Origin of the sequence: Streptomyces sp. Edi2, from assembly GCF_040253635.1 — a bacterium.
GTDB lineage: Bacteria > Actinomycetota > Actinomycetes > Streptomycetales > Streptomycetaceae > Streptomyces.
Map to the genome: position 1 here is coordinate 7,361,335 of NZ_JBEJGX010000003.1, position 12,434 is coordinate 7,373,768.

Here is a 12,434-nt window from a genome sequence, read left to right on the forward strand (position 1 = left end):
CGGGCGGCAGTTCACCCGTGGGCCTGGTCGGCCGTGGGGCTGTCAACATAGGCGCGGGCGGCCGGCTGTACATCCGTCACTTGACGGACATGCCCTCAGTTACGTGAGCCGGACCGCGGTGTCCCGCGGCCTGTCCGGCGCAGGCGGATCGTCCGTGCTCCTGCGGCGGATGACTTCGGCGGCGAGTTCGACCCGCGAGGTCATCCCCAGCTTCCGGAGAATGTGCGACACATGGGAGCCGACGGTGCGCCGCGAGAGGTACATACGGGCCGCGATCTCGGGGTTGGAGTGTCCGGAGGCGACGTGGGCGGCGACGATGTGTTCGGTGTCGGTCAGCGCCTCCCATCCGTGGCGGGTACTGCTGCGCGGTCTGCGTGCGCTGCGGTGGATGGCGTGGGCGCGCAGGCGGGACAGGGCGCGGGCCGCGTCCCACTGGGCGTCCAGACGTGTGTAGATCTCCCATGCCTGGTCGAGCAGGGCGCGGGCCCGTTCCGGTCGCCGCTGCTGGGCCAGTAGTTCGGCCGCGTCGGTGCAGGCGTGTGCCTCGCTCAGCGGCCTGGGTGCCTGCCGGTAGCAGCGGGCTGCCTCCAGCAGCAGATCCGGGTCCCCGGCCAGCAGCCCCTGGCACCGGAGGGCATCTCCGAGGTGGTACGGGGTGCCACTGTGGTCGGCCCGTCTGCGTGCGGCTTCGGCGTAGCGCAGTGCGTTCGTGGTGTCGTTGCGGGTCAGGGCGAGTCGTACGAGATCGGGCGTCAGGAAGCCGAGGATCAACTGGCCCGGCAGCTGGCCGCCCACGCCACGGTCGAACGCGGCGGTGAGCCGGGCGTAGGCGCGCTCGGGATGGCCCCGGGTCTCGTCCGCGAGGGCTTGGGCGCGCAGTGGCAGGCATTCGTAGAACCAGGTGACGGTACCGCTGTCGGTCGCCGGGGCCGCGGCGGCCAGATGAGCCTCGGCGGCGGACTGCCGGCCGCGGTGCAGCGAGATCAGCGCTGCCACCGCCCGCAGTGGCCGGCGCATCTCGAGGTGCTTGCCGGGGGCGAGCCCGGCCTCTGTCGCGGCGAGAGCGTCGTCCCAGCGGCCGGCGTGGAATGCGAGCAGGGCACAGGAGAGGTGGTACCAGGGCAGGTAGCTGCCTCCGGTGTGCTCGGTCGTCTCTTGGACGGCGGCGAGGGTGCGCTGCGCGTCCTGGTGCTGGTCGAGGTCCATATAGCTGTTGGCCAGGGCGAGTTGCCGTCTGATCCGCTGTGCCGGATGCAGCGGGTGCGGCGTGAGACGGGCGGCGTGCCGGGCGAGTTCCAGGGCTTCGGTACCAGGAGCTTCGAGGAAGCGTTTCGCCGCCAGGGTGTGCAGGGCGTTGGCCAGGGCAGCCGCGTCGTCCCTCGCTTCGGCCGCACGCCGGGTGGCCGCCGCGACAGCGCCGGCCTCCGGCAGCCTGCCCAGTGTGAACCGACACAGTGCGCTGAACGCCCGGAACCGGATGACCTCGAGCGCCGGTACCCCCGGCCTGCCGCAGGCGGCGTGGATCTCGGCGAGCGCCAGGTCGGGGCGGCCGCGGGCGAAGGACGCATGGACGATGACCCACCGCAGCGGAGTTTCCCGCCCCGGGGTGCGGGGGCCGGCCAGTGCGCAGCGGGCGGTCTCCTCCGCCTCGGCCAGACGGCCGGTGGAGAGCTCCGCGACGGCGCGGTGGAGCTGGAGTTGGTCGCGGCGTGGATCAGTGGGGTCGGCGAGCGCCAGTGCCCGGCCGATCAGCAGGAGCGCCATGGCGGGTTCCCGGGAGGTGAGGTGGACCGCGGATCCCAGGAGCCAGTCGGTCAGGAAATCACCGGACGCAGGCGACGCGGGCAGCAGATGCTCGGCGACCCGTTCGGGAACCGCTCCGGCGCCGGCAAGGGCCTGCGCCGTCCTCAGGTGCAGCATGGCGCGGGCCGGTGTCGGCACGGCGTCGTAGAGGGCATGTCGTATGAGGTCGTGGCGGAAGACCAGCCGGTCGCCGGCAGCCCGCAGAATTCCCGCCGTCTCGGCCTCCGCGACGATGCTGAGCAGTTCATGTGCCGGCCGGTCGAGGACCGCTGCGAGCTCGGTGAGGGTACAGCCGGCTCCCAGCACCGAGGCGGCGCGAAGCGCGTGCAGCACCTCGTGGCGCAGATACCGCAACCGGTGGTTGATCAGTGTGGTCAGCGACGGTTGCGGGCAGTCGGCAGGGACCTCCGCGAGCCCGTCGCGGAGGTCGATCGCGTCCTCGCGCTGCAGGGCAGCGGCCAGCTCCGTGACGTACAAGGGGTTTCCGGCCGCTCCCTCGGCCATGCGTCGCAGCCGCGGACCGGGCGCACCGCCGCACAGGCCGGCCAGCAGGGCCGACACGGCAGGCGGACTCAGGGGGGCCAGCTCCAGTACCGGGTGGTTGCCGAGAGCCAGACTCCGGGAGAGACGGTCGACTTCCCCTTGGGGCACCGGCCGATAGGCTCCGACGAGTAGCAGTGGCAGCTGGTGGACCGACCGCAGCAGCCGTTGCACCACCAGCAGGCTCGCCGAGTCCGCCCACTGGAGATCGTCGAGGAACACTGCCACCGGCTGCTGCGTACACAGGTCGTCGATCAGGCTGAGCACCGTCTCGACGGCGGCGAAGTCCGACCCGGCCGCTTCGCCCCTCCGGCTGGTATCCCGTAGCGGTCCTCGCCCCGCAGGATCTCGCCGGCCCGCGCCGGACAGACATCTGCCGATTCCGCATCCACCGCCAGGCAGGCCGAGAACACCGCGAACGGGCGCTCCGTTCCCGCTCCTGTGCTGCCGCGTGCAGCACCCGCATGCCCAGCGACCCGGCAGTTTCCGCGGCCAGTTCCAGCAGGGCTGTCTTGCCCAGGCCGGCCTCGCCGACGACGAACGCCACCTGACCCGTGCCCGCCTTCGCGGCCCCCGCCCATCCCGCCATCTTCGCCAGTTCGGCCTCACGGCCCACCGGCCGCCCTGAGAAATGCACCACGCCGCCTCCTCTGAACCTCGCGTACCACCTGCGGAGACGCACCGAGGCGGGTCCCATTACGCCACTCGGGCAAACTTGCGAAGAAGTTCAGCTGTGGGTCACCGGGTGCGGGATGGGACAGCGCTCCCGCTCGCCGCCCTGGTGATCAGTCCGGAGGCTGCCCCGGCATGACGGCCGGGGTCCCCGGTTCCGGTAGCCGGGGACCCCTGCTGCTGAGATCTGCTCGTCGTGGACACCCCAGTTCGGATGCCGCCCGGCCTTGCCTCAGGTGCCGCCGTTGAGTGCGCCCGCCGTTGGCCTCGGGGCGGGTTCGGTGTCTGGCGTCGGCTGGGCTTCGTGCCGGGCTTGAGCGGTCCGGGGGCCGGGGATCAGTGCGGCGATGACGGCGGAGACGAGGGCGAGTGCGCAGCCGATGATGAGGGCGGTGCGGAAGCCGTTTTCCGAGGTGAAGGTGTGGCCGCCGACCGTGGTGGTCATCTGGGCGAGGACGACGCCGACGACGGCGGCTCCGATGGAGGTGCCCAGGGAGCGCATGAGGGCGTTGAAGCCGTTCGCGGCTGCGGTTTCGCTGAGGGGGACGGTGCTCATGATGAGGGCGGGCATGGCTCCGTAGGCGAGGGCGACACCACTGTCCATGATCACCAGGGCGGCCATGAGACCCCACGCGGTGCCGGCGAGCAGGAGGGAGGCGAGGTAGCCCGCGGCCAGGACAAGAGCGCCGCTGATCAGGGTGGTCTTGGGGCCTCGGGCGTTGGTGAGCTTCCCGCCGACGGGGGAGAGGACCATCATCATCAGACCGCCGGGCAGCATCCACAGGCCGGCGGCGAGCATGGACTGGCCCAGGCCGTAGCCGGTGGCTTCGGGGAACTGCAGGAGCTGGGGGATGACGAGCATGCTCGCGTACATGCCGAAGCCGATGCAGAGGGAGGCGAGGTTGGTGAGCAGGACGCGGGGGCGGGCGGTGGTGCGCAGGTCCACCAGCGGCTCACGGGTGCGCCACTCGAACCATCCCCAGACGGTGAGGGTCACGGCGGCGGTCGCGAAGAGCGTGAGGGTGGTGGCCGAACCCCAGCCCCAGTCGGCGCCCTTGGACACGGCGAGCAGCAGGGTCACGAGGCCGGCGGCCAGCCCCAGGGCGCCGACGGCGTCGAAGCGCTGCCCCTTGGCGGTGGCGGGGACGTCGGGGACGAGGGTGAGGATCATGACGGTGACGGCGGCTGCCAGGGCGGCGGCGCCCCAGAAGAGCAGGCGCCAGTCGGCGTACTGGGCGACGGCCGCGGCCACCGGGAGGCCGATGCCGCCGCCGATGCCCATGGAGGCGCTGACCAGGGCGATGGAGGAGCTGAGCTTGGCGGCGGGGACGACGTCGCGCAGCAGGGCGATCCCGAGGGGGATCATGCCCATGCCGATGCCCTGAAGCCCGCGGCCGATGATCATCGGGACGATGCTGCCGGCAAGGGCGCAGACCACGGACCCGGCGGTGAGCGGTACGGCGCAGGCCAGCAGCATGCGCCGCTTGCCGATCATGTCGCCCAGCCGTCCGGTGATGGGGACGCACACGCCCGCGACCAGCAGGGTGGCGGTGATGACCCAGGCCGCGTTGGAGGGGGACGTGTCGAGGATCTTCGGCAGGTCGGCCAGCAGCGGGGTGACCAGGGTCTGCATCACCGAGGCGGTGATGCCGGCGAGGGCGAGCGTCGCGATCAACCCGCCGGAGCGGTCGGGCGTGCGCGCATGAGACATAGCGGGTTCCTCGGGCTTGGAGAAGGTGAGGTGCAGCCCGCGGACGCGGTGCACACGGGTCGGATTCCGGGGGCGCGGCCGTGGTGGGCCTGCCGCACCGGAACACAATCAAGAGTCAACTATCGTTTTTGAAGCAAGGGTCGTCAACTCGAATCGATGGTCAACTATCACTTGTTAGGATGCGGGTGTGGATGTGCCGACCGATACCCCCAAGCCATTGCGCGCCGACGCGGCGCGCAACTCCGAGAAAATCGTCCGAGCCGCGCGCCAGGTCTACGCCGAGCGGGGCCCCGATGCCCAGCTGGACGAGATCGCCCGGAGGGCCGGCGTCGGCATCGCGACGCTGTTCCGCCGCTTTCCCGACAAGGGGGTCCTGCTGCGCGCGGTGCTGGACCAGCGGTTCGCGGAGGAGGTCATACCCGCGGTGGACAGGGCCCAGCAGGACACGGATCCGCTCCGCGGTCTGGCCGTGGTGATGGAGGCCGCCTTGTCCTCCGCGGCCGGCGACTACAACGTGCTGGCGGCTGCCAGGAACGCGGGGGTGCTGATGGGAGAGGTCGGCGACCGGTTCTTCGAGGCCCTGGCCCCGCTGGTCGAGAGAGGGCAGCGGGCCGGCGTGATCCGGGGCGACCTCGTGCCGGAGGACATGCGCCGGATCATGGGCATGCTGGTCAGTGTGCTGTGGACGATGGATCCGGGCGAGAGCGGATGGCGGCGCTACGTGACGCTGATGCTGGACGGCCTCTCCCCGGCTGCCGCCAGCCCCCTGGCCCACCCCGCCCCCGCGTTGCGTCGCCCGGAACACTGAACCGAAGCCGCCCGGAACGCTGAACCGAAGCCGCCCGGAACGCTGAACCGAAGAGGATGACCCGGCGGAGGGCCCCCGCCGGGTCATGCTCTTCCATGGGGCGTTGCGCACGTTCTACGGGGTGCTGCGCACGGAGATGGCGGCGCCGGGGCACATGGCGGCGGCCTGCCTGGCCTGGCCGTGCGCCGAGGGGGCCGGGGTGTGGTCAAGGACGATGACGCTTCCGTCCTCGTCGCTCTGGTCGAAGACCGCGGGCGCGGTCAAGGCGCACTGCCCGGACGCGACGCACTTGGACAGGTCGGCTTCCACGTTCATGCCGTCTCCACCTCGCACTCGGGGACTTGGGGCTGGGGTCATCACCACAGGACCGGGACCTCGCCGACGCCGCCGGGCAGCCGTTCGGAGTGCTCGCGCAGGCTGTACGGGTCGACGGCGAGGCGCAGGCCGGGGAAGCGGCGGAAGAGGGCGGTGAAGGCGATACGCATCTCGGTGCGGGCCAGGGCGTTGCCGATGCAGTAGCGGCCGCCGTGGCCGAACCCGAGGTGCGGGTTGGGGGTGCGCTCCGGGTCGAAGGAGTCCGGCTCGGCGAACGCGGCACCGTCGCGGTTGGCGGCGTTGATCGCTACGAGGACGGCATCGCCGCGGGCGATGGTGACTCCGGCGATCGGGACGTCCTCGCGGGCGTAGCGCAGGAGGCCGATTCCGCCGGGGGCGGACATGCGCAGGATCTCCTCGACGGTCGAGTCCACCAGCTCCTCGGGCCGGGCGGCGAAGCGGTCCCGGCGGCCGGGCTCGCTCAGCAGGAACAGCGTGCCGAAGTCGATGCGGGTGGAGGTCGTCTCGTGGCCGGCGAAGAGCAGGCCCGCCGCCAGCCGGGTCATGTCGTCCTCGCTGAAGGTGGGGTCCTCGGCCTGGACCGTGAGGATGTCGGTGACGACATCCTGGCCGGGCTGCTCGCGTTTGCTCTGTGCCAGGCGGCCTATGTACGCCTGGAATTCGGCCATCGCCTCCAGCGCGTCGGCCCCGCCATCGAGCACCCCGATCCGTTCCGACCAGCCTCGCAGCAGGTCGCGGTCGGAGTGCGGCACGCCGAGGAGTTCGCAGATCACCTGCACCGGCAGCGGGAACGACAGGAAATCGTGCAGGTTCACCGGCGCGTGCGGACTGCGGGCCCGGGCCTGTTCCATGTCGTCGAGGCAGCGCTCGGTCAGCTCTTCGATCTGGCCGGCCAGGCGTCGCATCCGGGGGGCGGAGAACGCGGGCGCGAGCACCTTGCGCATCCGCGCATGTTCGCGTTCCTCGTCCTCGAAGCTGCCGGTGGGCCCGGCCTGGATCGCGGCGGAGGAAATCCTGGACGCCTCCTCGGGCGCGGGATGCGCCTTGCCGAACCGACGGTCGCTCAAGATCGTGCGGGCCTCCTCGTAGGCCGTCACCAGCCAGGCCGGGTCACCAGCCGGGGTCGTCACACGAGCCAGCGGCCCCTGCTCCCGCAGCCGGGCGAACAAGGGGGCCAGATCCAGGGCGTTGGGGCGGGTGAAGGGTAGCTGCGGTGCAGGGGAACGTGCAGTCATGGTCTCTCCTCACAGGCGTACGCCAAGGGACGACGTTGCTTCACAAAGGCCGGCCGCAGCCGGCCGACCGGTACCGGGCCGCGCGGGCGAACCGCTCGACTTCGAGGCCGCGTCCGACCGGGCGCACCCGGCAGCGACCTCGTCGGGCCGTTCACCCACCCCAGTAAGTGATACTCAGCTATCTGTTTGCGCAAGGAGCGTAGCACAACTGATACCTGACTATCGGAAGGGTGGGATGTGCTCCGCGTGCTCCGGCCGGAATGCGCCCGCTCCGCCGACAAGTGGGCGCCCGTGACCGGGGCGTCGGGCCCAGCTCCCGATGAGGGTCGAGGGGCGTAGGGCAATCTGGGCTACGCCCTGCGGGCGGGCGGGCTGCGCGGCCGGGCGGCGCGGCCGGTCGCGCGATGCGTCGCAGGGGCCTGGCCGGCGCCGAGGGGAATGAGGGTCATGGCCTGGCACGTATCTCCGGCAACTCCCGTTGCCCTGGCGGGGAGTGAAGCGACACGATCTGCTGGATCGACGCAAGAAGGTGCCTAAACCCGAACGATCACAACGCTTGTGTGTGCAGCGGTGAAACGGTTCACCCACCATTCATGGATCCAGGACAACCATTCCGTCGCTTCGTTGGTCCGAGCCCACTGGTGATTTCCGGCCACGGGTCACGCGTGGGCGGCCCGCCCGCCCCCACCCTTCGCCCGCCTCAACGCATCACCCGGTCAAGGAACTTGGGGCCGGGGAAGTCATCGCTCTCATGGGAGCGGGCGGGGCTGGTCAGTTCGATGGCGCCGGTGCATGCCACGCGGTTCGTCACCTTTGCGCACGCCACGGCCTGCCGCAGGTCCGAGGTGGCCAGCATGGGGCTGACGGCAAGGCCCTCGCGGCCGTGGGTGTGGGAGGTGAGCCGCGCGTCACGGCCGACCCAGATCGACACCTTCTGCGCGCCGCCGGAGCGTGGCTGCACCTCTGACCAGACGGTTCCGCACGACGGGCTGAACCGGAGGCGCACGGTGTAGGTGGTGTCCACGATGGTGCTCTCCGCGCGCGCGTCGCGATTGCAGCCGGGGCGCCACGGATACCGCCCCTGGCATCTGTGGCCGTGGCAGGTGTGGGAGGTGTGGGAGGCGTGGGAGGCGTCCCCGTCCGTCCGTGCGGCCCGTGCGGGGATCTCCACGATCGCCGCCGCCGCTCCCATGGTCGCCACCAGCGCCGTCAGCGCCACCAGCGCCCCGGCGGTCCGCAGCACCCCGGCGCTGCGCAGGAACTTCCGGTACCAACCGGTCCGTTCCGCCGCGAGGGGAGCCGTGGGCGCCGCGGACGGAGTGGCCAGGGGCGCCGTCCGGGCCCGGTACGCGGCGTCGTACACGGCGAGCAGTTGTTCCCGGTCCGCGCCTGCCACCTGGCCGATTGCCTCGACCGCACTGCGCGGCGGCAGCTTCTCGCCGTTGAGATAGCGGTGCCAGGCGGACTTGCTGTACGGGGTTTTCCTGGCCAGCCCGTCCAGGCTCAGCCCGGTCTGTTCCTTGAGGGCGCGCAACTCTTTCGCCAAGCGTTGCGCGTCAGTATCGAGCGTGTCGGGCAGCGGTCGCCAGCGGGACACCTTGTGCGCCTCCCCTCACCACCTGCCTCCGAGCCGGGAGGGTCGCGTCAAGCGGTTCCGGCCGGGGATCCGGGGGTCTGTTTCCTCCCGGATGGCGGAATGTGTACCCACTCGTGGTGGCCGATGACACCCCGCGCGCACCGAACGGGATATGTCAGCTGAGCGCTTTGTCATACAGACGGAACCGGCGGCCGCCCGCCGGGCCTTCGACGAACCCCAGGCACAGCCGTGGTGTGCCACCGTCCCGCAGTACGGCCAGGCCCTCCGGCTCGCGGGGCGACAGTCCCGGAGCCGTCCGCTCCAGCTGCTCCCACACCACACGTCCGGTCCGCAGGTCGATGCGGTAGAGCCGGGTGTTGCCGCCGGAGGACGCCGGATTCCCCGTTCCGTACGCGCTGCCCAGGAGCTGGTAGGCGTAGTTGCCGTAGACGGCCATGCCCTGGAAGGGCAGTCCGAGACCGGCGCCCGGCTGGGCGAAGTCGGTCAGCGGGAGGATCCAGCCGGCCCGGAACCGGTCCAGGTCGTACAGGGCGAACCTCGGTATGCCGTTCCTCTTGTACCGCAGCAGGAGTTGCCGGTGCGTCACATCGAGGGCAGGGGCGTTGCTGGTGGAGCCGGTGACGGGGTGGTACGTGCCGAGTTCGCCGCTGTCCCGTTCCAGCACCTGCCCGTCCGTGAAACGGAAGCGGCACACCCCCCGCCCGTAGCCGGACGCCGGGTTGGCATCCCACTCCGTCCACAGCGTGACGCCGTCCGCGGAGTCCTCCAGCCCGATCGAGCCTCCGTGCCCGAAGCCCTTCAGGTACATGTGTCCGGCCGCGGAGCCGTCAAGGGTGAGCCGGTTCAGGCACAGATCACCGCTCCTGGCGCGTTCGGTGTGGGAAGGAGCCGTCTCCTCGCCCGCCAGCCGGACCCCGCCCGCCACGACCTGCAGGGCGTAGAGATGACCCTTCCGTTCGTCGACGGTGAAGGACTGCAGCACCGTGGCGTGCCGCAGCCGCCCGGCGAGGAACGGCCGGCCCGCCGCGGACAGGGCGGGCAGCTTCCGGCTCGGTGCCGGCGCGGCCAGCGCCCACCGCGCCGGCACCACGGCGGCGGCCGCCGCCATCAACCCCAGGCCGCACACGGCCCTGCGTCCAGGCCCCGGCCCTGGCCGCGGCCCGGGTCCCTGCATGTCTGACTCTGTGACCATCACGCGCTCCAAGAACTCGGACCGGCTGCCCGCCCGCCCCCTCGAACGGGCGGGCAGCCGGCGATCATTGCGGTGTCACCGCGGACGGCGGCGTCAGCTGACGCGGCACCACGGGACGGCGCGGAAGGCGTGGACGTAGTGGGCGGAGACAAAGCCCCGGTGGTGCGTCAGCCGGTACCAGCGATGGTGGCCCTGCACCGAGCCGCCGTGGGTCTTGCACGCGAGGGCCCGCACCCGGCCGGCGCGTACGGTGCCGACCACGCGGTAGGCGGTGCCCGGGCCCGAACGGACGTTCAGGCGCACGTCGTTCGGGGTCACCACGCGGCCGTACGCATGAGTGGTCCTCATCGTCGCCGTGTCCAGCTGCGTGGAGTGCCGGCCGGGGGCGGGGTGCGGACAGGAGTCGGCGAACGCCACCGCGGGGACCATGGCGAGGGCGGCAACCGCGGCGACCACACCGCTGCGCATCATGCGTCGGATCATCGGATTCTCCTCGAGAGATCTGCAGGTTCACCGGAGCGTGACCCTGCGTCGCTCAGCGTTTCCGACGAGCCGGCCGATGATGTGTCCCAGCCCGTCCCAGGGAGAAAGTGGAACGCGGCGGCCCGCCTTGCGCCCCTGGGAAACCGGCAGCGGTGGGTGCTCGGGCCCGTCAGCCGGCCTCGGGAGGGGGCGGCGGCTCCTCGCCGGCGGCGGCGTACGTGCCGAGGCGGTGGGCCAGCGCCTGGACGCGGGCGCGCAGTTCCGCGGGGTGTTCGATGACGAACGGGCGGTCCAGAGCGGCCAGTACGGGGGGAATCCAGTCCAGTCGCTCGGCGCGGATCCGGACGCGGATCCATCCGGTGGGTGTGGGTTCGTCGGCCGGTGTTGGGTGGGCCGGGTGGTGGTCGGAGCGGGGCCGGACGGTGTCGGCCGCCGGGTCGGTGTCGTCGGGTGCCGGGCCCGTGCCGGCCGTCGGGCCGCCGTCGGCCGTCGGCTCGGTGTCGTCGGGTGCCGCCGTCGCCGGGATCGTGGACAGGGTGGCGATGTCGGCCGGGAGATGGCGGCGGAGGTGCTGGACGCTGTCGTGGACGCGCAGCGACACCTCGTGTCTCCAGGGGGTCCGCGCGAGGCTGTCCAGGACCGTGGCCACCGGGTCGAAGGCCGCCGGGACGGCGAACGAGCCGGAGAGCGAGCCGGGCTGCACGGTGGCGGCGCTGATCCGGTCCAGCCGGAAGGTCCGCACTTCCCCCTCCCCGGCGGCCGGGTCCGCGCCGGTCAGGTACCAGCGTCCGGAATGCGCCACCAGGCCGTAGGGCAGGACGGTGCGGTCGCTGCGGTGGCCCTTCCGGTCGGTGTAGGTGATCGCCACCGGCCGCTGATGGAGTGCGGCCTCGGCAAGTCCCAGCAGCACGCCCGCTTCCGGTGCGGCGGCGGGGCGGGGCCGCGCGGTGAAACCGGCCGTCGCCGGCAGCGCCGCCAGCCGTTGCCCCAAGGCCTTCGGCAGTACCCGTCGCAGCTTTGCCGCGGCGCTCTCGCTCGCCGCGGCGGAGGTGCCGACCAGCCCGGCCCGCTGTGCGGCCAGGAGGCTGAGCAGAACGGCCAGGGCCTCGTCCTCGGTGAGCATCAGCGGGGGCATCCGGTAGCCGGGGGCGAGCCGGTAACCGCCGTAGCGGCCACGCACGGAGTCGACGGGCACGCCGAGCTCCAGCAGGTGGCCGGCGTAGCGGCGGACGGTGCGTTCGTCGACGCCGAGGCGGGCGGCCAGGTCGGGAACGGTGCGGGTGCCGCCCCCTTGCAGGATTTCCAGCAGGGCGAGCACCCGGGTGGTCGATGTGGTCACTTCGGCAAGTCTGCTGCATATACCGGGCGGGTTCTGTCCGGTATGGGTTCTAGCGTGCGAGGCGTTCCTTCATCCCGCGTCATCTGACAGACGCGTCACCTCTGACAGGCGCGTCACCTCTGGCGGACGCGTCACTTCTGACAGGAAGTCCCCCGATGAATCTGGTTTCGCTCCGTGTGATCACCCATGACGTCGCTCGCCTCGTCGCGTTCTACGAACAGGTCACCGGCGTTCCGGCGACCTGGTCGACCCCCGAGTTCGCCGAGCTCGTGACGGAGTCGGGCACGCTTGCGCTCGCAAGTGAGCGCACGGTGGCGCTGTTCGGCGCCGGCAGCGCCCGGCCGGCCGCCAATCGCACGGTGATCACCGAGTTCCGCGTCGCCGACGTCGACGCGGAGTACGAGCGTCTGACGCCCCTCTGCGATGAGTTCGTCCAGAAGCCGACGACGATGCCGTGGGGCAACCGCTCGCTCCTCTTCCGGGATCCCGACGGGAATCTGATCAATTTCTTCACGCCCGTCACTCCCGAGGCGGTACGGCGGCAGGAGCGCTGAGGCAAGGCCCCTGAGGGGGAGCCCCGGGGGAGTGATCCACCACGCGGCCGGGCGTGGATAGCGCGGCAAGGGGCGGGTACCGGGCAGATCGAAGATCCGGACCGGGCGGACCTTGAGGAAGCGGAGGACTGGCGTGGCCGATGGTGTCGTCGAGCGGCGGAAGG

The 12,434-nt window shown here is 71.6% G+C and carries 10 protein-coding genes; 2 read left to right on the forward strand and 8 right to left on the reverse strand.

Going from position 1 to position 12,434, the window contains the following annotated elements; genetic code table 11:
• Positions 1-99: 99 nt before the first annotated feature.
• Together ABR737_RS35680 and ABR737_RS35690 are read right to left on the reverse strand one after the other, a co-directional pair.
• Positions 100-2,610: an ATP-binding protein gene (locus ABR737_RS35680; protein WP_350255219.1), complete on the reverse strand. Its 2,511-nt coding sequence runs from the start codon at positions 2,608-2,610 to the stop codon at positions 100-102.
• A gap of 637 nt (positions 2,611-3,247) precedes the next feature.
• Complete coding sequence (locus ABR737_RS35690; protein ID WP_350255220.1) at positions 3,248-4,726, reverse strand: MFS transporter; 1,479 nt, start codon at positions 4,724-4,726, stop codon at positions 3,248-3,250.
• 187 nt (positions 4,727-4,913) lie between these two features.
• On the opposite strand from ABR737_RS35690, the gene ABR737_RS35695 reads away from it, so the two are divergent.
• Entirely contained in the window at positions 4,914-5,534 is a 621-nt protein-coding gene (locus tag ABR737_RS35695; protein ID WP_350255222.1) for a TetR/AcrR family transcriptional regulator, read from the forward strand.
• A 114-nt stretch (positions 5,535-5,648) separates the two neighbouring features.
• Here ABR737_RS35695 and ABR737_RS35700 read toward each other — a convergent pair whose 3' ends face one another.
• From ABR737_RS35700 to ABR737_RS35725, 6 genes are all read right to left on the reverse strand, one after another.
• Complete coding sequence (locus ABR737_RS35700) at positions 5,649-5,849, reverse strand: ferredoxin (protein WP_350255224.1); 201 nt, start codon at positions 5,847-5,849, stop codon at positions 5,649-5,651.
• Positions 5,850-5,890: 41 nt separating this feature from the next.
• Positions 5,891-7,105: a cytochrome P450 gene (locus tag ABR737_RS35705; RefSeq protein WP_350255225.1), complete on the reverse strand. Its 1,215-nt coding sequence runs from the start codon at positions 7,103-7,105 to the stop codon at positions 5,891-5,893.
• Positions 7,106-7,805: 700 nt separating this feature from the next.
• A complete protein-coding gene (locus ABR737_RS35710) occupies positions 7,806-8,702 on the reverse strand; it encodes a helix-turn-helix domain-containing protein (RefSeq protein ID WP_350255226.1) in 897 nt (298 codons plus the stop codon).
• Between the two features lie 154 nt (positions 8,703-8,856).
• A complete protein-coding gene (locus ABR737_RS35715) occupies positions 8,857-9,810 on the reverse strand; it encodes a phage baseplate protein (protein WP_350255228.1) in 954 nt (317 codons plus the stop codon).
• 177 nt (positions 9,811-9,987) lie between these two features.
• Positions 9,988-10,377, reverse strand: a complete 390-nt coding sequence (locus ABR737_RS35720) for an SH3 domain-containing protein (RefSeq protein ID WP_350255229.1) — start codon at positions 10,375-10,377, stop codon at positions 9,988-9,990.
• A gap of 169 nt (positions 10,378-10,546) precedes the next feature.
• Positions 10,547-11,716, reverse strand: coding sequence for a helix-turn-helix transcriptional regulator (locus tag ABR737_RS35725; RefSeq protein WP_350255231.1), 1,170 nt, complete (start codon positions 11,714-11,716; stop codon positions 10,547-10,549).
• Positions 11,717-11,871: 155 nt separating this feature from the next.
• Between ABR737_RS35725 and ABR737_RS35730 the strand changes: the two genes are divergently transcribed.
• A complete protein-coding gene (locus ABR737_RS35730) occupies positions 11,872-12,270 on the forward strand; it encodes a VOC family protein (protein WP_350255233.1) in 399 nt (132 codons plus the stop codon).
• Positions 12,271-12,434 lie beyond the last annotated feature (164 nt).